The organism is Bradyrhizobium sp. 155, assembly GCF_023101105.1.
GTDB classification, from domain to species: Bacteria; Pseudomonadota; Alphaproteobacteria; order Rhizobiales; family Xanthobacteraceae; genus Bradyrhizobium; species Bradyrhizobium canariense_D.
The window spans coordinates 4,702,012-4,722,205 of record NZ_CP064704.1 but is presented as its reverse complement, the minus strand read 5'-3'; the positions used below and the strand labels follow the sequence as shown (position 1 = coordinate 4,722,205).

Here is a 20,194-nt window from a genome sequence, read left to right as displayed (position 1 = left end):
CCGGCTACCGCGGCGCTTTGCCGGCGACATGAGGAACCGCCGCGACGGCAATCAAGATTCCACCCCAGATCGCTAGCGTGAGGAATTGGCTGAGGTTCAGAAGGTTGAATGCCGAGGAGATCACCTGAAGGATGATCAACGCAAGCAATAGCCCGCCGACTTTGCCGAAGCCGCCAAACGGATCGATGCCGCCGAGCACGGCCGCGAGAATGGTGACCAGCAGATAGCTCTCGCCGTATGCCGCGTTGGCCGAATTGAAACGTGCCAACATGACGACCGCCGCCACGCCCGCGAGCAAGCTGGAAAATACATAGAGTTTGAGGAGGACGGCGCGGGTATTGACGCCGGAGTAACGGGTCGCCTTCTCGTTCGAGCCGATCATGTAAACCTTTGCACCGAACGGCGTCGCGTTCAGCATGAGCGCGACGGGCAAGGCGCAGAACGCAAGTACGATCAGAGCAAAGGGTACCCCGAAAACCGTTCCGTTGCCGATAAACACAATCGGCTCCGGGAATCCGGAGATGACGTTACCGCGCGACAGGCCGATCGCGAGACCCTTGCAGAGCGTCATCGTGCCGAGCGTGGCCAGGATCGGCGAAACGCCGAGATAGGCGATGACAAAACCATTGAGGAGGCCGACCAATGCAGCCACTGCAAATCCTGCAGCGATCGCAAAGACCTGAATGCCGACCCAGGCAAGGCCCTGGCTCCCCGGGATGTAGCGCGTCAGCAGGAAGGCGATGGTCAGTCCGGACAGATTGGCGGTTGCGATGATGGAAAGGTTGAGTCCACCAGATAGCAGGGCCAGCATCATCGCCAGTGAGAGGATGCCAAGTTCGGGCATCTGGAAAGCCATGGATTGCAGCGTGTTGACCGAGAAGAACCGATCGCCGATCGTGATCGCGAACACGACCCAGAGTGCGAACAACAGCAGGATGAGGGTGGCGACTGTGCCGCTGCTGGCGAGACCGACCATGCGCCGGCGAAGCGAGAGGGCAGGGGCGTTGCTCATCGGGGCGCGCTCCGGGTTCGCCGCTCGCGCTGCGACCAGGCGGTCGCAGAGACCGAAATGAGAATAACCAAGCCGACGAAGAACGGCGACCAGTAGGACGAAACGCCCAGCAAAATGATTCCATTTTGGAGTACCGCGAGCAGTGTCAGGCCCAAAAACGTGCCGAAGACCGTGCCGACGCCGCCCATCAGGCTGGCGCCGCCGAGCACGACGGCAGCGACCACATCGAGTTCCTTGCCCACCAGCACCGTCGGGGCAACGGACTGCGCGAGTTGTGCCTGAATCAGAGAGGCGATTCCGGCCATGACACCCATGTAGCAATAGACCAGTATATTGAGGCCGAAAATGTGGAAGCCGAGCCGCTGTGCGGCGTCGGTATTGCCTCCCATGGCATAGATTTGCCGGCCGATATTGGTTCGGTTAAGCAGGAGCCAGGTGACGAGAAATGCCAGCACGAGCGCGAGGATCTGCAGATTGACACCGTACGAGCTATCCTTGCCCCATTCGAACTCGAACCAGAATATTCCGGTCGCAAACCAGTCGGGCAACGAATAGATGTATTTGCCGCCGGTGAAGAAGATCAGAAGCCCATAGAAGATGTTCAGCGTCGCGACCGAAACGATGATCGATGGTATTCGAAGTTTCTGGATGAAAATCGCGTTGAGGGCACCGAGCGCACCGCCAATTCCAATCGCGATGGCGAAGACGCCGATCCAGTTCGCCCCGTAAGCATTGGCAAGCGAAAGTGTGACATATTGCGCCACCGACGCGGTCGCGGTGAATGAGATGTCGATTCCGCCGGCGATCAGGACGACCAGCAGCCCGAGCGCTAGGATGCCGACAAATGCATAGGAGGTCAGCAGATCAAACAGATTCTGCATGGTCAGGAATTGGGCGTTCGCGAAGCCCAAGCTGGCGCAGAGCCCAAGGATCACTATCAGCAGCCAGAACTCATGGCTGCGACGAAACCTGCCGAATGATGCCATGTGCGATTCAGGCATTGACGGCCTGCCGAAGCGCATCTTCGGAAGTGGCTGCGGCAGGCACGTCGGTTGTCAAACGACCTTCCCGCATCACCAAGACGCGATGACTATGATAAAGGACCTCGGGGATTTCGTCCGATATCATCAAGACCGCGACGCCGTCGCGGGCCAACCGCCGGATGATTTCGTAAATGCCGTCCTTGGCGCTGATGTCGACGCCCACCGTGGGGCTATCGAGGATAAGCACCCGCGGATTGGTCGCCATCCATTTGGCGAGCACGACCCGCTGCTGGTTGCCCCCGGAGAGCGTCTTCACCGGGTTGGCGGGATTGGAGACCTTGATCCCGAGTTCAGCAACCCACCGAGCGACATGGGTCTGTCGCGCGCGTGCGGCAATCAGGCCGAACGCGCCAGCCAGACGATCCAGCACCGTAAGCGTGACGTTCGCCGTGACGGACTGATTCAGGATGAGACCAAGCGTAAGCCTATCTTCGGATACGTAGGCGATCCCTCGATCGATCGCCTCTGCATTTGTACGGAGGGCGATGGGCCGCCCGTCAAGTGCGATAGTGCCGCGATCGGGCGGCTTCATGCCGAACAGGGATAGCGCCAATTCGGTTCGCCCTGAGCCGAGCAGACCGGTGAGACCCACTACTTCGCCCGCGCGCAACTGCAAGCTTACATCCTCATACTCGCCCTCGCGGCCCAGGCCCTTAACTTCCAGCACAACCGGGCCAGCGGCAAGCTCAGGCGCCTGTATCTGATACTCGAAGGACTTGCCAGTCATCAGCTGGCTGAGTTTCCGCCCATCGATTGTGTCTGCGGCAAAAGTACCGACTTTGGCGCCATCCCGCAGCACCGTTACGCGCTGGGCGATTTCAAGCACCTCATCGAGACGGTGGCTGACGAAAACGACGCAGATGCCGGCACGCTTCAGCTCGCTTACGAGCGCGGTCAGGGCGTTCACCTCGTGGCGGGTCAACGATGCCGTCGGCTCATCCATAATCAGGAGTTTGGCATCCGCAGCCAAGGCGCGGCAGATCGCGACCAGCTGGCGTCCGGCAATGCTGAGCTCTGACACTTTCGCGTCCGGGTCGAACGCAACGCCGATCTTTGCCATTGTGGCCTTCGCGGTGGCGCGCATTGAGGCCCAGTTCACCGAATGGAGGCCGCCAAGATGGTGCGCCATCGCGATATTCTCGGCGACGGTGAGGTTGGGGAATAGCGAAAGATCCTGGTAGATGACCTGAATGCCGCAATGCGTGGAGTAGACCGGGTTCAGTTTAGGATATTCCTTGCCGGAAATTGCGATACGGCCGCCAGGCTCCGCTGCCTCGACGCCCGAAATGATCTTGATCAGGGTGGACTTGCCGGAGCCGTTTTCACCGACCAGGCAATGCACCTCGCCGACTTCCAGAGTGAGATCGACGTCGCGGAGCGCGTGCACGCCGCCGAAGCGCTTCGATATGCCGGACATTTCCAGGAAAGTCACCAAAGGTTCGCCTGCAATGGAGTCGTGCGATCACTCGAGTGGTCCCGCATTCCCGACCGGAAGGGCCGGGAATGCAGCGCGACGAGGCGACTAAACCGGTCCGGCCTAGAGCCCTCCGGCGATCAGACCGTCGATGGTTTCCTTGTTGATGCGCATGATCTTGTCCACCTTGATCTGCTTTCCTGCAACGTCGACGGCTGCCTTGCCAAGGCCGGGTACATCGACGCCATCCGTGATCGGCTTGCCATCGAGCACGAGTTTGGCCACCGCGACCATCGCGTAACCCGCATCGGTGGGATTCCACAGAAAACCCTCGCGGATCGTATCATCCGCGATAAGCGACTTCGCCTGGCTTGGCAGCACGGTGCCGACAACGGCGATCTTCTTGCCAAGACGTTGCTGACGCACAGCATTTCCGGCCCCGATTGGTCCGTTCGAACCGAAGCCGAGAATACCACGCAGGTTGGGATAGGCCTTGATCACGTCAAGCGTCGTGCGCTGGCTGGTGTCGATCTCGTCGGCGCCAGGGAAGCGGTCGGCGACGAGCTTCATTTTTGGAAAATTTTTCTGCTGGTAGGCAATCGCGGCATCGGCCCATTTGTTGTGAAGTGGCGTCGTAAGAGTCCCGACATAAACCACATAATCACCTTCGCCGCCCATGTCCTTGGCGAGACGTTCCATCTGCACCTCGCCGAACCGAACGGAGTCGATCAATTCCACATTCCAGTCACGGCCTTCCTGTTCCGGACCCTCATGCGTGATGACCTTGATTCCGGCGGCCTGGGCGCGCTTCAGTACGGGCTCGCAGACTTTTACATCAAGCGGCACCAAGCCGATCACGTTGACCTTCTTGGCAATCAGATCCTCAAGCAGCTTTACTTGCTGTGCCGGATCGACGTTCGCCGGGCCAACCATAGTGGCATTAATGCTGAAATCCTTCGCACCCTTCTGGATTCCCTTTTCAAGTGCGTTGAACCACGGAATTCCCGCGATCTTCACGACCGTGACCATTTCCTTTTGGGCTTGCGCAAAGGCAAAGCCCGGAAAACCGGCACCGGCCAACGCGGCCGTACCACCGATCAGCTTGAGCGTCTGGCGTCTGTCCATTGTTCCCTCCCAGGAAACGATCTTGGATTCCGCACCCTTGACCTGACAGTCGCTGGGTGGGGCAGTCGAGCCTGTTCTTGCTTGGGGGCAGAAAGTGTTGCCTGTCCAACCGCAGGACCTTGAAGGACATTAGAGACCGGCGCTTCAGAACGTGTCAAGCAAGTGACATGTTCGCCAGCCACCGTCGCGGTGCGATACCTGATCTCGCCGTCGAGCTGCTGAGTGAGGAGCTGCGAGCGATCGGCGTTGCTACAGCCATTATCTTAGCGGAGGAGCGCCAGGCCGCCGGACGAAAGCAAGTAGTCCCAGCCTCTGGTTTTCAAAACCCGGCTTCCGCAAGCGGGCTTCGTTCGGCTTCGCGTAGCGATTCACACTTTTCCCTGAGTGTCATTTTTTTCGTCACGCGCGTGGATGCCACCATGAAAGCCCGGCCATCGCCAGCTTCGCCGTTGCACAATCCCTTGCCGCCCACGAACACCCGACTGTCATTGTTACGTTTTCTGCTTCCACAATTGCCGTCGGTTTGGCCGTGCGTTCAGATCGTGTCTCGCGCCGGAGCGTCCGCCCTCGGCTTGTCAGCATCGCAAGCTGCGTGCCATCCTAGCCCGACACGCGCATGGGAAAGTCAATTCCCGGCATGGCTACGCGCCGCGTTAGGGTGGAACACAAACGCTCAGGGAGACACGACATGGTGTGGACGCTTCGTCTGGCGGGGCTGGCTTGCGCCGGCTTGCTGTTGTCATCGGTGAGTGCTCTGGCAGGTCCAAAGGTCGTCTCCGGTCCCGGCGCCGACCCCGCCTGCTTCAAGCCGTGGTCGTCCGAGACCAAATTCTTTCAGTGGCCCAAGAAGGCGGGCCCCTACAGAATCGCGCTGGTCAACGGTTTTGTCGGCAACACCTGGCGCATCCAGATGGTGAAGACTGCCAAGGCTTTCGCCGATCAGCCGGGTATCAAGGAGAACATCAAGGAGTTCAAGGTTGTTTCCACCGGGACCGATGTCGCGGCGCAACTTGGCGCGATGGAGGATTTCATCAACCAAGGCTTCGACGCAATCGTTACCATTGCGGTAGCTCCCGACGGTTTTGATCGCATCATCCGTCTTGCCGACAAGAACAACGTCGTGGTGGTGCCGTTCGACAACGTCCTCGACACCGACAAGGTGATGATGGTCAACGAGGACCAGAAGGAAATGGGCCGCATGTCGGCCAAATGGCTGATCGACGAGAGCGGCAAGAAATCCGGCGACATCCTCGAAGTCCGTGGCCTCCCGGGAAACTCCGTTGACCGCGACCGTCATCTCGGTTTCCGCGAGGTAATAGAATCGCCCGGCAACAGCTTCAAAATCACCGAGGTGGTTGGTAATTGGGACACCGGCACCTCGCAGAAGGTGACTGCAGATGCGTTAGCTGTGCATGGTCATTTCGACGGAGTATTCACCCAAGGCGGATCCGACGGCACCGTGCAGGCACTGATGGCTGCCAAGCATCCCTTTGTGCCGATGTCGGGCGAGGGCGAAAACGAGTACCGCAAACAGATTGCCGATCACGCCAAGGACGGACTAAAGGGAATGTCCTACGGCCAGTCGCCGGCGCTGGTGGCGATCGCGACCAAGGCGGCGATCTCGGCGCTGCAGGGCAACATTATGCCGCAGCTGATCTCGATCCCGATTCCAGTGGCGACCTACAAGGATCTCAAGCCGGGCACGAATTACTGGCCCGAGCTCAATGCCAACTTCTTTGCGCCGAACCAGTTCACACCGTGCGGCGTGAACTTCACTGCACCGGAGATCATGTCGCAGAGCGAGAAGAACACCCAGTGACGGCTCCAGCGATGTCTCTGTCACGGCCCGGCATTCGCCGGGCCGTCGTTGCGTGAAGGCCCGGCCATGCCGGCTGCCGATCCGACGCAATCCGCCTTCCTGGAGCTTGCCGGCATCTCCAAGCGCTATGCCGGCGTTCGCGCGCTTGAAGGCGTCGACTTCGCCTGCGAACGCGGCAAGATTCATGCCGTGCTGGGCGAGAACGGCGCCGGCAAGTCGACCCTGATCAAGATCATTGCCGGTGTGGTGCAGCCCGACAGCGGTCGCATGCGCCTCGCGGGGAGCGAGGTCAGCTTCGCCACGCCGTCGGCGGCGAATGCGGCCGGTGTCGTCTGCATCTTTCAGGAACTATCGCTGATGCCCGACCTCTCGGTCGCGGACAACATCTCCATTGCATCCCCGCCGCGGCGGTTCGGCCTGATCGATGCGAAGGCGCAGCGCCGCCGCGCCGAAGAGCTTTTGTCCGAGATCGGCTGTGAGGACGTCAACCCCCTGAGGCGCGTGCGCGATCTGCCCCTATCGAGGCGCCAGGTGGTCGAGATCGCGAAGGCGCTCGGCAAGCGGCCGCAGTTGCTGATCCTCGACGAGGCGACATCGGCACTGACGAGCGCCGATGTGGAGAAGGTTTATGCGATGCTGGCGCGGCTCAAGGCCGAGGGCGTCGCAATCCTGTACATCTCGCACCGCATGCACGAGGTCGAGGCGCTCGCCGACCGGGCCTCGGTGTTTCGCAACGGCCGCCATATCGAGACCTTCGACAAGGGGAGGCGTTCGACCGCCGATATCATCCAGCTCATGATTGGGCGTGACATCGCGGCCCAGTATCCGCCCAAGCCGGCGCGAAATGCCGCGAAGCCGGTGCTGGCGCTCGAGAACCTGTGCTGGGAGAGGCAGCTCGATCGCATTTCACTGAGCATCGGCGCCGGCGAGATCGTCGGGCTCGGCGGTCTCGACGGGCAGGGCCAGAAATCCCTGTTGCTTGCGCTGTTCGGTGTTTTGCGCGGTGTCACTGGTCGCCTCACGGTGGCAGATCGCGAGGTACGTCCCGGCTCCCCGGCGGCGGCAAAATCGGTCGGCATCGCACTCGTGCCTGAGGACCGCAAGACCGAAGGACTGATGCTGCCGATGTCGATCGCAGACAATCTTGCGATCGCATCGCTCGACGCGCTTTCGACTGGCCCATTCATCGATACCGGGAAGGAACGCACCGCGATCCAGCGAGCCATCGCGAGGCTGCAGATCAAGTTGGACGCCGCGAGTGATGCGGTCTCGACGCTGTCGGGCGGAAACCAGCAGAAGGTCGTGCTCGCCAAATGGCTGATGACTGATCCGCGCATCATCCTGCTCAACGATCCCACGCGCGGAATCGACGTAGGCACCAAGCAGGAGCTCTACCGGCTGATGCGCGAACTCGCCGACCAGGGCGCCGCAATCCTGTTCTACTCAACCGACTATGACGAGCTGATCGGCTGCTGCGACCGCGTCGTCATCATGTATGACGGCCGCATCGTGCGCGAGCTCGAGGGCGACGACCTCACCGAGACCAACATTGTCGCAAGCTCCCTGAATGTCGACACCGATACCGCAGCGAGGGCGGCGCATGCTTGACGATCTCGCGATCAGGATCCGCCAGAACATTGGTCTGGTCACCGCCATCCTGTTGTTCTGTGCTCTCTACATTTTCTACAACGCCGCGCATCCCCGCGGCTTCTCCTCCGCCGTGCTGGTGCAGAATGGCGACGAAATCTTTGCGCTCGCCATGCTGGCGATGGCGCAGACAGTGCCGGTCTTAATGTCGGGCCTTGATCTCTCCGTCGGAGCGGTCATGACCATGGTCGGCTGCTTTGCAAGCTACCTCCTGACCGGCGCGGCAGGTGGTGCGCCGCTGCATCTCGACCTGTTCGGCGTGCATCTCGGCCTCGGCACCTTTCCGGGCGGCGTGAGCGGCATTCTGCTCGGGATCGCCGTGTGCCTTGTGATCGGCGCGGCTGCCGGCTTTATCAATGGTTGCGTCGTCGTCTATGGGCGCATCCAGCCGATCATCGCGACGCTTGCGACCGGCGCGGTCTACATCGGCATCGCGCTTTTCCTGCGTCCGACCCCGGGCGGCAAGATCGATGTTGATCTGAACTGGGCGCTGACTAACTCGCTCGGCGATTTCGCCTCGACCGTGCACATCTTCGACGATGGCGCGGCTGCCTGGTTTGCGCCGTTCGCCTGGATCCCGGTCCCCTTCGTGCTTCTCGTTCTCATTCCGCTGCTGGTATGGGTGCCGTTCCGCCGCTCCGTTCTCGGCCGCGCCGTCTATGCGATCGGCTCGGCCGAGGGCGCAGCTTATATGTCCGGCCTTCCGATCGAGCGCGCCAAGATCGCCGCCTTCACGCTCGCGGGCTTCTTCGCCGGCTGCGGCGGTCTCTTCCTTGCTATCCAGACTTCGTCTGGGAATGCGGACATTCCGCAGGCCGGCGCCTATACGCTCAACTCGATCGCCTCCGTGGTGATCGGCGGCACTTCGCTGCTTGGCGGAACCGGCAGTGCGATCGGGTCGATCTTCGGCGCTATGGTCTTGCGCGTGATTTCCTTCTTCTTCCGCATCTTCGACATTGCCCCTCTTCTGCAGCCGCTGTTCGAGGGCGTGATCCTGCTCGCTGCCGTCAGCATCGGCGCGTTGGGTATGCTGCGCGTCAAGAACACGTTGGAGCTGTTTCGATGACGGCGGCCTCATTCAGCCTCTCGCGCGACGATCGCCCGATCCTGATTGCGGCGGTGTTCATCGTCGTCATTCTCGTCGCGGGTACGGTTTACACATTCGCCCGTTTCGGCAGCGCTCCCCTGTTGTCTCCGGCCTATCTTCTGCAGCAATTGCAGATCGGTGCGTTCCTCGGGATCGTCTCGGCCGGCATGATGATCGTGATCCTGATAGCGCAGATTGATCTGTCGGTGCCCTGGACGCTCGCGGCCGCGGCCATGATGGCGACCTCGGTCGGCGGTCCTCTCGCAATTCCGGTCGGGCTCGGGGTCGGCGTTCTGGTCGGGCTCGTCAACGGCGTCGGGGTCGCGTATCTGCGGGTCCCCTCGATGATCTTTACGCTGGGCGTGAATGCCGTGATGCGCGGCCTGATGGTCGCGCATACTGGCGGCTACGCACCTCAGACCGGGGCGACCGACCTGATGCGGATGCTGGCGGGCGATCGTACGCTCGGCATTCCCAACGCGCTGTTCGTCTGGGCCGGGGTGTCCGTGCTGGTGGTCGTGATCCTGCAGCGCATGTCGCTCGGCCGCTACATCTACGCCATCGGCAACAAGGAGGCGGCGGCCTATCTCGCCGGCGTCAACACGCGCCGCGTCACGGTGGTCTGCTTCGTCCTCTGCGGCCTTGCTGCCGCGCTCGCGGGCGTGCTGCTCGCCGGCTATTCCACCAAGGCCTACCAAGGCATGGGAGACGCCTATCTGCTGCCCTCGATCGCCGCCGTCGTGATTGGAGGCACCAACATCCTCGGCGGCCGCGGCCGCTATCTCGGCACGCTGATCGGCGTCGTCCTGATCGTGCTCCTGAACAGTGTATTGTCGATCATGGAGATGCCGGAGGCGGGCCGCCAAGTGATCTATGGTCTCGTTATCATCTTCATGCTGCTCGTCTACGGGCGGGGCGAACGCGTCACGAGCTAGATGGCCAGCCTAAGGTGGCCCGCCTTCTTTACAAATTGGAAATCATCGTAAATCAAAATTTTAGCGAAACGAACTGCCTTGCTCGACACAGTATCCGCGAGCTCAGAGACCGGCAAGTTCGGATCGCGCGCTATCGAGGAACTTGAATCCGATCTGCAGGGTGACGAGGGCACCGACGGCCGGCGAAAGCGCGGTCAGAACGGCTGAGGATGGCGCCGCACGCCGCCCCGCGCCGCCTTTTCCCTCACACGGCCGCGCGCGTATTGAGGAAGATCGAATACAGCGATGTCTGTCCGCAAATGTAGAGACGGTTGCGCTGCGGACCGCCGAAACAGACATTCGCCACGATCTCGCCGATGGGAATGGTGCCGATATGTGTCCCGTCGGCTGCGTAGCAGAACACGCTCCGTCCCGCCGACGTCCAAACGTTGCCATGGATGTCGCAGCGAAATCCGTCGTAGAGGCCGTCGGGGCAGGTGGAAAACAGCGAGGGCTCAGCGACCTTGTTTCCCTGGACCTTGTAGGACCAGATCGTCGCGGGCAGCCCGTCGACGTGGGTCGCGCCGGTATCGGCGACATAAAGCAGCTTCTCGTCTGGCGAGAACGCCAGCCCGTTCGGCTGCACGCGGTCAGAGACGACGAGGCTGATCTCGACGCCCGCTGGATCGATCCGATACACGTGGGAGGCGCCAATCTCGGATTTGGTCTGCTGGCCCTCGTAATCGCTGTCGATGCCGTATGTCGGATCCGAAAACCAGATCGAGCCGTCCGATTTCACCACGACATCGTTGGGCGAGTTCAGCCGACGCCCTTCGAACTGCTCGGCAAGCACCGTGATGGAGCCGTCATGCTCGGTCCGGGTGACGCGGCGCATGAAGTGCTCGCAAGTGACGAGCCGCCCCTCGCGATCGGTCGTGTTGCCGTTCGAGTTGAAGCTCGGCGAGCGGAACACCGACACCGATGAATCCGTCTCGTCGAAGCGCATCATCCGGTTGTTCGGAATGTCGGACCAGATCAAATAGCGGCCGGCCGGAAAGTAAGCGGGTCCTTCGGCCCAGCGGCAGCCGCTGGTGAGTTTTTCGAGATTGGCGTGACCAAAGACCAGGCGAGCAAAGCGTGCATCGTGCGTAACATAGGGGAGCATCGTTCCTCCTCGTTGCCGCGGGCCGTGAAGTGCCCGCGTGCCGGTTCCGCTTTTCTTAGCAACCCGAATGTATGAGCGGAATAGTCTTGTACGAGACCCGTAATCCTCGCGTTGACACCTGACGGCAAATACATACGCTGCGCGTCGCTGCAATGAGACTAGCGCGGATCGAGGCGCGGAGAAGGAAGAGCAATCCACCATGGTTTCGCAATCGGCTTTGCCGCGCCGCACACTTGGCCGGACCGGTCTCGAAGTTTCCATCCTCGGGTTCGGAACCGCACCGCTCGGCGATCTCTTTCTCGAGCTCGACGACCACACTGCAATTGCCGCAGCGAGCCGTGCCTTCGAGCTCGGCATCAATCTGCTCGATACATCGCCGCACTATGGCAACGGCCTGTCGGAGCATCGCTGCGGAACGGCGCTCCGGCGCGTGCCGCGCAAGGATGTGGTGCTTTGCACAAAAACTGGTCGCTGGATGGATCCGTTTCACCAGCCGGAGACTCGGTCCGGATTTATTGGTGGACAGCCGCACCGAGCCGTCGTCGACTATTCCTATGATGGCACCATGCGCTCGGTCGAGCAGTCGCTGTTGCGGCTTGGCACCGACCGGATCGACCTGTTGCTGATCCATGATGTCGATGTGTGGACCCACGGTAAGGACGCGATCGAGGATCGGTTTCGCGAAGCGATGTCCGGGGCCTATGTAGCGCTGGACAAACTTCGTTCCGAAGGTGTGGTCGCGGGCATCGGGATCGGCGTCAACGAGGCGGAGATGTGCGTGCGCTTTGCGCAGGCCGGGTCCTTCGAGGTGATGCTGCTCGCCGGGCGTTATTCGCTGCTGGAGCAGCCAGCACTCGAGGAGTTCATGCCGCTGGCGCTGAAGCAGGGCATCGCGGTGCTGCTTGGCGGCGTGTTCAATTCGGGGATTCTGGCGACGGGCGCCATCAAGGGCGCCAAGTACAATTATCAAGACGCACCGCCGCAGATCCTTTCGAAGGTTGCTGAGATCCAGCGTATCTGCGCAGCTCATGACGTAGCGCTGCCGACGGCCGCTCTACATTTTGCGCTGGGTCATCCCGCGGTCGCGAGCGTGGTTCTCGGGGCGCATAATGCGCAGGAGGTCGAGCGCAATGTGGCAGCGCTGACCACCACAGTGCCGGGCGCGCTCTGGAGCGATCTCAAGGCCGCGTCCCTGCTGGAATCGGAAGCGCCTGTTCCGAGGTAGACCGGATGAACACGCTTGAATTGGTTCAAGCCGAGGGCTCGGATCACCGGGAAAACAGCTCCCCACCGCTCGAGCTCGCCCCCGTAGGTGCGCGGCACGTGGGACTGGCTCAGTGCCGATTGCGGCGCGGATTGTCGGCGTGCGTTGAAGTCCGCGATCGATCTGAGCAAGGGAGTCTATGTTGTCCGCTAGGTATGGCCAAGGCGTTCGAAATCTGCGCGGGCGTCGCGGGCCGTGTGGATCAGACCGCCATACCTGTCCGCGATTGGCTTAAACGATCCAGGCAATCGATCATCGATGACGAGATGGTGGCAGTCGTCGAGATGGCCGCCCCGGACCGTCGCATTGCGACCGAACTTGGTGATGTCGGCCACTAGCACGGACGTTCGCGAATTGGCCACAATGGATTGACGCGCCTTGACTTCATCGGCATGGAAATCGAGCAGCGTGCCGTCCTCATCAATCCCCCCGACACCGAATATACCAAAGTCGGCGCGGAAACCCGCGAAGAAGCGCGCAGCCGACTCGCCAATGATATCGCGATCGAGTTGCCGCAGCGTGCCGCCCGCGATGCTGATCTCCACGTCCGGATTGTGCGCGAATGCTGCGGCCACGTTCAGGCTGTTGGTGATCACCCGCAGATCCCGACGGCGGGAGAGCGCCTGCGCGACGTATTCGGGCGTCGTGCCAAGTCCGATCATCAGTGACGTCCCGTCAGGGATGAGGTTGGCGGTTGCGTGCGCGATCCGCCGTTTCGCGCTGGCGTTCAACCTGTGCCTGCTGCCATAGGCGAGGTTCTGGTTCTGGACCGGGAGGCCGACCCCGCCATGCACCCGCCGGAGCAGGCCCTGGTCGCAGAGTGCATTCACGAGGCGGCGAATGGTCTGCTGAGTGACGTCGAAACGCACCGCGAGCTGCTCGATGGAGGCGAAGCCTTGCTCGCGCACGATCTCTAGTATGTAGGTCTGACGGGTCGTGGCGGTCCTGAGCATAGGCCCTCCGTTCTCAACGAAAGTATCATTTGAACTCCAAGGACGCAATTTTCTGTTTCATATGGTGTTACGCTATGTTCAAATGAACATCGTAGTGGCTACGCCGACGAATGCGCGTGGCACGAGGGAGGGCGCATGGACCGGTCTGTCTGCGGTGAGCGGCGTTGCATTGGTCCGTTGCAGCGAGCCGTCGCCAGCGGCGTAGCTGCATCACGGTGAGAGCGAACAGGCCATGTCAGCGATCACGCTGAGTCATGTCTCCAAGTTCTGGGGCGCGATGCGCGCCGTCGATGACGTCAGTCTGACGGCGAACGAGGGCTCGCTGCTTGTGCTGCTGGGACCGTCCGGCTGCGGTAAGTCGACCACGCTGCGGCTGATCGCCGGCCTTGAGGATGCTGATGCCGGTACGATCGCCATCGGCGGCGTCGACGTGACCCATCTGACCCCGGCGCAGCGGAATATCTCCATGGTCTTCCAGTCCTATGCGCTGTTTCCGCATTTGAGCGTAGCCGAGAACATCGTCTTCGGACTGCGTGTGCGTCGCGTGTCGCGCGCGGAACGAGACGAGCGGCTCCGGCGTGTGGCCGAGATTGTTGGCCTTGCGCATCTGCTTGAACGCAAGCCGTCGCAGCTATCTGGCGGCCAGCGCCAGCGGGTTGCACTGGGACGAGCCATCATTGCGGAAGCGCGGGTCTGCCTCATGGACGAGCCGCTTTCAAATCTGGACGCCAAGCTGCGGCATGAGATGCGGACGGAGATCCGCGCCCTGCAACAGCGGCTCGGAATGACGATGGTCTACGTGACCCACGATCAGACCGAAGCCATGACGATGGCGGATCGCGTCGTGCTGATGCGCGATGGTCGTATCGAGCAGAATGGCACACCAGAGGAGCTATATAACCGGCCGGCGACGGCATTCACGGCGCGGTTCATCGGCACGCCGCCGATGAACCTGTTGCGCCAGGGTGATCATCTCATCGGCATCCGGCCGGAGCATATCCGCATCGTGTCGGGCGGGGACCGTTTTGCGCGCGTCAGGGCGATCGAGCATCTTGGGGCCGACAGCATCGTTCTGTGCGAGGTCGATGGTCAGCCCATCTCGGTGCGGCTCGAAGGTTTCAGCAAGGTTCGGCCAGGCGAGGATGTCCGGATCGCGTGGGAACCCGGGCTCGAGCATCGGTTCGATTCAAGTTTGGAAACTCGCTTGGAGACCATCGTCACAGAGGGCCAGCGGGCGATATCCGGTCGATAGCAGCGGCTGTTTCAAACGCAGTAACGAAGGAGATTGTCCCATGTTTGCGCGACGAACGATGTTGATGGCAGCGGCGTTTGCCGTACTCTCGATGGCTGCACGCCCGGCCGCCGCGGTGGATCTGACCATGTACTATCCGGTCGCGGTCGGCGGTCCCGTCACCAAGATCATCGACGACATGGTCTCGCGCTTCGAGAAGGACAATCCCGACATCAAGATGACGGCGGTCTATGCCGGCAACTACACGGATACGATGACCAAGGCGATGACTGCCATGAAGGGCGGGCAGCCGCCGCAACTGTCGGTGTTGCTGTCGACCGACGTGTTCACGCTGATGGACGAGAACGCGATCGTGCCGTTTGACGATCTCGTCGGCGACAAGGCCTGGTTCAAGGAGTTCTATCCGGCGTTCATGGCGAACGGGCAGATCGACGGCAAGACCTGGAGCGTGCCGTTCCAGCGTTCGACCATCGTGCTGTACTGGAACAAGGACGCCTTCAAGGAGGCGGGCCTTGATCCCGAGAAGGCGCCGGCGTCCTGGGACGAAATGGTCGAGATGTCGAAGAAGCTGGTCAAGAAGGATGGCGGCAACACGACGCGCTGGGGCATCGAAATTCCCTCGACCGGATATGCCTACTGGATGCTGCAGGCGCTGGCGATCGAGAACGGGCAGAAGATGATGAACGAACCCGGCAACGAGGTCTATCTGACCGCTCCGAAGACGGTCGCCGCCCTCGAGTACTGGGTCGACCTGTCGCGCAAGCACAACGTCGCCCCGGCCGGCAGCATCGATTGGGCGACGCTGCGCAACGATTTCCTCGAAGGCAAGACGGCGATGATGTGGCACACCACCGGCAATCTGACGGCGGTCAAGGACGCCGCGAAATTCCAGTTCGGTGTGGCCATGCTGCCGGCCAGAGAGCGGCGCGGATCACCGACCGGCGGCGGCAATTTCTACATCTTCAAGAGTGCGTCTCCCGAACAGCAGAAGGCGGCCGTCAAGTTCATTCAATGGATGACGGCTCCGGATCGCGCGGCCGAATGGAGCATGAAGACCGGCTACGTGGCAGTGTCGCCGGCCGCCTACAAGACGCCGACGATGGAGGCCTACGCAAAGGCGTTCCCGCAGGCCACAGTTGCGCGCGATCAGCTGGAGCACGCGGTGCCGGAGCTCTCCGTTCATGAGAACGGCCGCATCTACAAGTTCATCGGGGATGCCGTGCAGGCCGCGATCACGGGCGCGCAGAAGCCGCAGGAGGCGCTGGCCTCCGCGCAACAGCAGTCCGACCGCGTCTTGCGCGCCTACAAATAGGGACGTGGCGGGATGGCGCGCCACCGCCATCCCGCCGGCTCACAGATGTCCGACTCCATCGCCTCATCGCCGATTGCCCCGCGCCGCGTCCGATCGCAGGCGTGGTGGAACGCCGTGAATGCCTGGCTGCTGCTGTTGCCGGCGGCCGTCCTGCTGATCGCATTCACGCACTTTCCGATTCTGGCGACGATCCGGCATTCGCTATTCGTCACACGGCGGAACGGCACGGACGCCTTCGTCGGGCTTGACAGCTATCGGTCCATGGCGGCCGATCCGATCTTCTGGAAGGCGCTGGTCAATAATTTCTGGTTCGCGCTCGGCACGATCCCGACCTCGATTGCCCTGGCCCTGGTGATGGCGATCTGGGTCAATCGCAACATACGCGGCCGCGGCTTTCTGCGACTGGCCTATTTCACGCCGACCGTGCTGCCGATGATCGCCGTCGCCAATATCTGGCTGTTCTTCTACACGCCGGATTACGGGTTGGTGGATCAATTGCGCGGCCTTTTCGGTTTCGGCGGCTGGAATTGGCTGGGCGATCCCTCGACGGTGATGGGCTGTCTGGTCGTGATGGTGATCTGGAAGGAGGCCGGCTTCTTCATGATTTTCTACCTGGCGGCGCTGCAGCAGCTCTCGCCGGACCTCGAAGAGGCCGCGTCCATCGAAGGCGCGAGCCGGTGGTATACGTTCCGCCGGATCACGTTCCCATTGCTGATGCCGACCACGTTGTTCGTGACGATCAACGCAGTCATCAACTCCTTCAAGTTGGGTCATCATGACCAAGGGCGGTCCGAACAACGCCAGCACGCTGCTGCTCTACTACATTTATGAAGTTGCCTTCACCTTCCAAGATTCCTCTTACGCGGCAACGCTGACGGTTGTGCTTCTGATGCTGCTGAGCTCGGTTGCGCTGATCAAGTTCGGTTACCTCGATCGCAGGATCCACTATCAATGAGAGGCCGGACACGCCCCATTGAGGCCGTCGCAGCATGGCTCCTGGCTTTGATCTGGCTTGCCCCATTGGCCTATGCCTTTTGGAGCGCGCTGCATCCGGCCGCTTACGCCACGTCGTTCAGCCTGTCCGCGCCCTGGACGCTGGAGAATTTTGCCCGGGCCTGGAACCAGGCGCCGTTCGCTCGGTACTATCTCAACACGGTGGTGCTGGTGACGCTGATCCTGGTTGGTCAGCTCATCCTGTCGACGCTGGCCGCCTATGCCTTTGCGCGCTTCAGGTTCCGGGGCAGCGGCATCGCTTTCGCCCTCGTTCTGCTCCAGCTGATGATCATGCCCGACGTCCTGATCGTCGAGAACTACCGCGCGATCGCAAGGTTGGGATTGCTCGATACGATCCCTGCGATCGCGCTGCCCTATCTCGCGAGCGCCTTCGGCATCTTCCTGCTGCGGCAGACCTTCAAGGGTGTGCCCCAGGAGTTGGTCGAAGCCGCGCGGGTCGAGGGAGCGGGTCCGCTCGGAATCCTGTGGCGGGTCTATGTCCCGCTGGCTCGCCCGACCTATGTCGCCTTTGGCCTCGTCTCCGTCAGCTATCACTGGAACAATTTCCTGTGGCCGTTGATCGTCACGAATTCGGTGGAAGCGCGGCCGCTCACCGTGGGGCTTGCCGTGTTCGGCGCGCCTGAGACCGGCGTGGATTGGTCAGTGATCACGGCGGCAACCGTGATGACGATGGCGCCGCTGCTGATCGCGTTTCTGCTGTTCCAGCGTCAGTTCGTCCAGTCATTCATGCGTGCAGGCATCCGTTAATGAGACTTCTCACCTGGAACATACAGTGCGGAAAGGGCTGCGACGGCGTGACCGATCTGGCAAGGATCGTTGCCGTCGCCCGACAGACGCTCGATGCGGACGTGTTCTGCTTCCAGGAGGTGAGCGCGAACTTCTCGAGATTTGGTGATGGAGCGGATCAGAGCGAACAGCTGGCAGCCCTTTTGCCCGGCTACTCCGCAATATTCCGGCCCGCGATCGAAACTGTCGATCCTGATGGCAACCTCCATCGCTTCGGTAACATGACGCTGTCGAGGTTGCCGGTGCTGCAGATTGCAAACCATCTGCTGCCATGGCCCGCCGCAGCCGCGGTGCGGAGCATGCGCCGTCACGCCCTGGAGGTGACGGTTCAGGCCTCGTTTGGCGTGGTCCGCGTCGTCAACACGCATCTCGAGTTCCATTCGGCCGGCCAGCGCGAGGCACAGATCGCTCGCCTGCTGGATTTGCAGGAGGACGCGTCAATGAGTCCGAAGCAGGCCGGCTCCCGGCACGATGAGCCGTATGAAAGTCAGACCGTCGCGGCGTCGAGCCTGCTGTGTGGTGATTTCAATTTTGACGTTGCCGACCCTCAGCACGCATTGATTGCCCGATCTGGCCGGCCTGGTCTGGCGTATCGGGATGCATGGACCGCCGATCGTCCCGGCCGCGCGCGTGCGCCGACTTGCGGAATCTACGACCGCGCGCAGTGGGCCGAGGGGCCCGACTGCCGCGACTTCATTTTCGTGACGGAAGATTTGACCGGCTACGTTCGCAGCATCGAGGTCAACGAAGCGACGGATGCATCCGATCACCAACCCATTGCAATCGAAGTTTCGGAATAGAGGAATAGAGGAGCTACTAAAAAGTTGTCGTTGCAAGGGGGGCTTCCTCGGTCTACATCGCGATACGTCTGAACTCGGTCAAACACGCCACGATGAACGCGACGGCGGCTGACCCCAAAGCCCCGCCTGAATTTATGCACTCTGGCAGGTGGGCCAACACGTGATTGATTCAGAAGGCGTCCAATGCCCTTTTACGTTTGGCCGAAAGCGCGAAGGCGGCAAGCAAGCCGACAATAACAAGCACGCCGGCCAGCTTCTGTTCGCCTTCGACAGCTTCCGGCACCTGCCGAGGCGTGCGCGCAAGCATCGAGGAGGACGCGGGCGTCCGGAGACTGGTACGCGAGGCTAGGCGGGCGCCTTCAGAGAATTGAGACGCTTGCGGAGAAATGCCAGCACCACGATCTCGTCGGGAGTGAGCTTGGCGTACTGGCGCTTGAACTTCTGCGCGATCTTGGCATCAATCATCTTCACGAGGTCACCAGACATGTAGGCGTTCAGGACTTCCGGGTGCACGTAGCACTTGCGGCAGATCGCCGGTGTGTTGCCGAGCTGCTTCGAGACGCTTTCGATGGCGGCGACGACGTTGCGCTTCGCCTCGGCCTGGCTATCGTACTTCTTGAATTCGGTCAGGGCCAACGCTGCCAGAACCGTTCCCGCCCAAGTCCGAAAATCCTTGGCACTGAAGTCCTCGCCCGTGATATCCTTGATGTAGGCGTTGACGTCGCCGGAATCGACGGTGCGGGGCTGTCCGTCGTCGTCCAGGTACTTGAAGAGCTCGTGTCCGGGGATCTCCGCGCAGCGCTTCACGATCGCGGCTATCCGCTTGTCCTCGATGCGAAGCTTCCACTGTTTGCCCGACTTGCCCGTAAAGTCGAACCGAAGGACGCCGCGCCCGACCGCGACGTGCTTGCGGCGCATAGTGGTGAGCCCGTAGGACTTGTTTTTCTCGGCATACTCGGCGTTGCCGACCCGGATCAACGTCTTCTCCAGAAGACTGGCGATCGTGGCCAGCACCTTCTCGCGGGGCAGTCCGTCCCGCTTCATGTCGGCGGCGACCCGCTCCCGCAGCGCTGGCAGCGCGGCCGCGAACTGGATGATGTGCTCGTACTTGTTCTGGTCGCGCAACTCGCGCCATTTTGCGTGGTAGCGGTACTGCTTGCGGCGCCGCGCATCGAGCCCGGTTGCCTGGATGTGGCCGTTCGAAGACGGGCAGATCCACACGGATTCGTAGGCCGGCGGGATGCCGATTGATTTGATGCGTCGGATGACGGCGGCATCGGTGATGCGCTTGCCGTCCTTGTCGTAGTAGCTGAAAGTGGTTCCAGTCCGCTTGCGCGTGTACCCCGGCGCGGAGTCGCTGACATACCGGAGGCCTTCTTCCGCGATGGTGGCCGCGACCCCCGCGGTGCGGTCCAGAACCTCTTCTTCGTTGCTGGTTTGTCGGAGCATGGGCCGGTCCCCTCGGAAGCACCCTGGGATCGAGGCTCCACTCATTCTAAAGGGATGAAGACACCGGTTGGTTCCGCTCGGAGGTCGGTGGACGCGAGGTGTGGATCAGTGGCCTCCAGAACAGCGGGACCTCAGATG

The 20,194-nt window shown here is 61.5% G+C and carries 17 protein-coding genes and 1 pseudogene; 10 read left to right on the top strand and 8 right to left on the bottom strand.

Translation table 11 applies throughout. The annotated features are described in order from the left end of the window. Positions 1–4: 4 nt before the first annotated feature. The 4 genes from IVA93_RS23155 to IVA93_RS23140 all read right to left on the bottom strand — a co-directional run bounded on the left by IVA93_RS23155 (position 5) and on the right by IVA93_RS23140 (position 4,594). Positions 5–1,012, bottom strand: a complete 1,008-nt coding sequence (locus tag IVA93_RS23155) for an ABC transporter permease (protein ID WP_018459498.1) — start codon at positions 1,010–1,012, stop codon at positions 5–7. Continuing rightward, positions 1,009–2,013: an ABC transporter permease gene (locus IVA93_RS23150; RefSeq protein ID WP_018459499.1), complete on the bottom strand. Its 1,005-nt coding sequence runs from the start codon at positions 2,011–2,013 to the stop codon at positions 1,009–1,011. The genes IVA93_RS23155 and IVA93_RS23150 overlap by 4 nt, the downstream gene beginning before the upstream one ends. Then, positions 2,006–3,490: a sugar ABC transporter ATP-binding protein gene (locus IVA93_RS23145; protein ID WP_247369121.1), complete on the bottom strand. Its 1,485-nt coding sequence runs from the start codon at positions 3,488–3,490 to the stop codon at positions 2,006–2,008. Before IVA93_RS23145 ends, IVA93_RS23150 begins: the two co-directional genes overlap by 8 nt. A gap of 102 nt (positions 3,491–3,592) precedes the next feature. Next, positions 3,593–4,594 carry an autoinducer 2 ABC transporter substrate-binding protein gene (locus IVA93_RS23140; protein ID WP_007608730.1) on the bottom strand — a complete coding sequence of 334 codons (1,002 nt, stop codon included), beginning with the start codon at positions 4,592–4,594 and terminating at the stop codon, positions 3,593–3,595. 688 nt (positions 4,595–5,282) lie between these two features. Between IVA93_RS23140 and IVA93_RS23135 the strand changes: the two genes are divergently transcribed. From IVA93_RS23135 to IVA93_RS23120, 4 genes are all read left to right on the top strand, one after another. Beyond that, complete coding sequence (locus IVA93_RS23135; protein ID WP_018459502.1) at positions 5,283–6,413, top strand: sugar ABC transporter substrate-binding protein; 1,131 nt, start codon at positions 5,283–5,285, stop codon at positions 6,411–6,413. 66 nt (positions 6,414–6,479) lie between these two features. After that, positions 6,480–8,021 carry a sugar ABC transporter ATP-binding protein gene (locus IVA93_RS23130; RefSeq protein ID WP_018459503.1) on the top strand — a complete coding sequence of 514 codons (1,542 nt, stop codon included), beginning with the start codon at positions 6,480–6,482 and terminating at the stop codon, positions 8,019–8,021. Then, positions 8,014–9,126 carry an ABC transporter permease gene (locus IVA93_RS23125; RefSeq protein ID WP_018459504.1) on the top strand — a complete coding sequence of 371 codons (1,113 nt, stop codon included), beginning with the start codon at positions 8,014–8,016 and terminating at the stop codon, positions 9,124–9,126. The genes IVA93_RS23130 and IVA93_RS23125 overlap by 8 nt, the downstream gene beginning before the upstream one ends. After that, entirely contained in the window at positions 9,123–10,082 is a 960-nt protein-coding gene (locus tag IVA93_RS23120) for an ABC transporter permease (protein WP_018459505.1), read from the top strand. Before IVA93_RS23125 ends, IVA93_RS23120 begins: the two co-directional genes overlap by 4 nt. A 244-nt stretch (positions 10,083–10,326) precedes the next feature. Here IVA93_RS23120 and IVA93_RS23115 read toward each other — a convergent pair whose 3' ends face one another. Continuing rightward, complete coding sequence (locus IVA93_RS23115; protein ID WP_018459412.1) at positions 10,327–11,226, bottom strand: SMP-30/gluconolactonase/LRE family protein; 900 nt, start codon at positions 11,224–11,226, stop codon at positions 10,327–10,329. A gap of 199 nt (positions 11,227–11,425) precedes the next feature. Here IVA93_RS23115 and IVA93_RS23110 point away from each other — a divergent pair, with 199 nt between their 5' ends. Beyond that, complete coding sequence (locus tag IVA93_RS23110; protein ID WP_018459411.1) at positions 11,426–12,451, top strand: aldo/keto reductase; 1,026 nt, start codon at positions 11,426–11,428, stop codon at positions 12,449–12,451. Positions 12,452–12,639: 188 nt separating this feature from the next. Here IVA93_RS23110 and IVA93_RS23105 read toward each other — a convergent pair whose 3' ends face one another. After that, on the bottom strand, positions 12,640–13,443 hold the full coding sequence (locus IVA93_RS23105; protein WP_018459410.1) for a DeoR/GlpR family DNA-binding transcription regulator: 804 nt from the start codon (positions 13,441–13,443) through the stop codon (positions 12,640–12,642). A 232-nt stretch (positions 13,444–13,675) separates the two neighbouring features. Between IVA93_RS23105 and IVA93_RS23100 the strand changes: the two genes are divergently transcribed. The 5 genes and pseudogenes from IVA93_RS23100 (at position 13,676) to IVA93_RS23080 (ending at position 18,607) form a co-directional block, all read left to right on the top strand. Then, positions 13,676–14,695 (top strand): ABC transporter ATP-binding protein, encoded by a 1,020-nt coding sequence (locus tag IVA93_RS23100; RefSeq protein ID WP_018459409.1) that lies wholly within the window; start codon positions 13,676–13,678, stop codon positions 14,693–14,695. A gap of 58 nt (positions 14,696–14,753) precedes the next feature. Continuing rightward, on the top strand, positions 14,754–16,007 hold the full coding sequence (locus tag IVA93_RS23095) for an ABC transporter substrate-binding protein (protein ID WP_247297689.1): 1,254 nt from the start codon (positions 14,754–14,756) through the stop codon (positions 16,005–16,007). Between the two features lie 45 nt (positions 16,008–16,052). Beyond that, positions 16,053–16,962, top strand: a pseudogene (locus IVA93_RS23090) (carbohydrate ABC transporter permease). Next, positions 16,959–17,768, top strand: a complete 810-nt coding sequence (locus IVA93_RS23085) for a carbohydrate ABC transporter permease (protein ID WP_026233799.1) — start codon at positions 16,959–16,961, stop codon at positions 17,766–17,768. Before IVA93_RS23090 ends, IVA93_RS23085 begins: the two are co-directional and overlap by 4 nt. Further along, positions 17,768–18,607: an endonuclease/exonuclease/phosphatase family protein gene (locus IVA93_RS23080; RefSeq protein WP_085385585.1), complete on the top strand. Its 840-nt coding sequence runs from the start codon at positions 17,768–17,770 to the stop codon at positions 18,605–18,607. The genes IVA93_RS23085 and IVA93_RS23080 overlap by 1 nt, the downstream gene beginning before the upstream one ends. A gap of 169 nt (positions 18,608–18,776) precedes the next feature. Here IVA93_RS23080 and IVA93_RS23075 read toward each other — a convergent pair whose 3' ends face one another. Both IVA93_RS23075 and IVA93_RS23070 read right to left on the bottom strand, forming a co-directional pair. After that, positions 18,777–18,914 carry a hypothetical protein gene (locus tag IVA93_RS23075; RefSeq protein ID WP_018459404.1) on the bottom strand — a complete coding sequence of 46 codons (138 nt, stop codon included), beginning with the start codon at positions 18,912–18,914 and terminating at the stop codon, positions 18,777–18,779. A 38-nt stretch (positions 18,915–18,952) separates the two neighbouring features. After that, positions 18,953–20,056 (bottom strand): DNA topoisomerase IB, encoded by a 1,104-nt coding sequence (locus tag IVA93_RS23070; RefSeq protein ID WP_247485209.1) that lies wholly within the window; start codon positions 20,054–20,056, stop codon positions 18,953–18,955. Between the last annotated feature and the right edge of the window lie 138 nt (positions 20,057–20,194).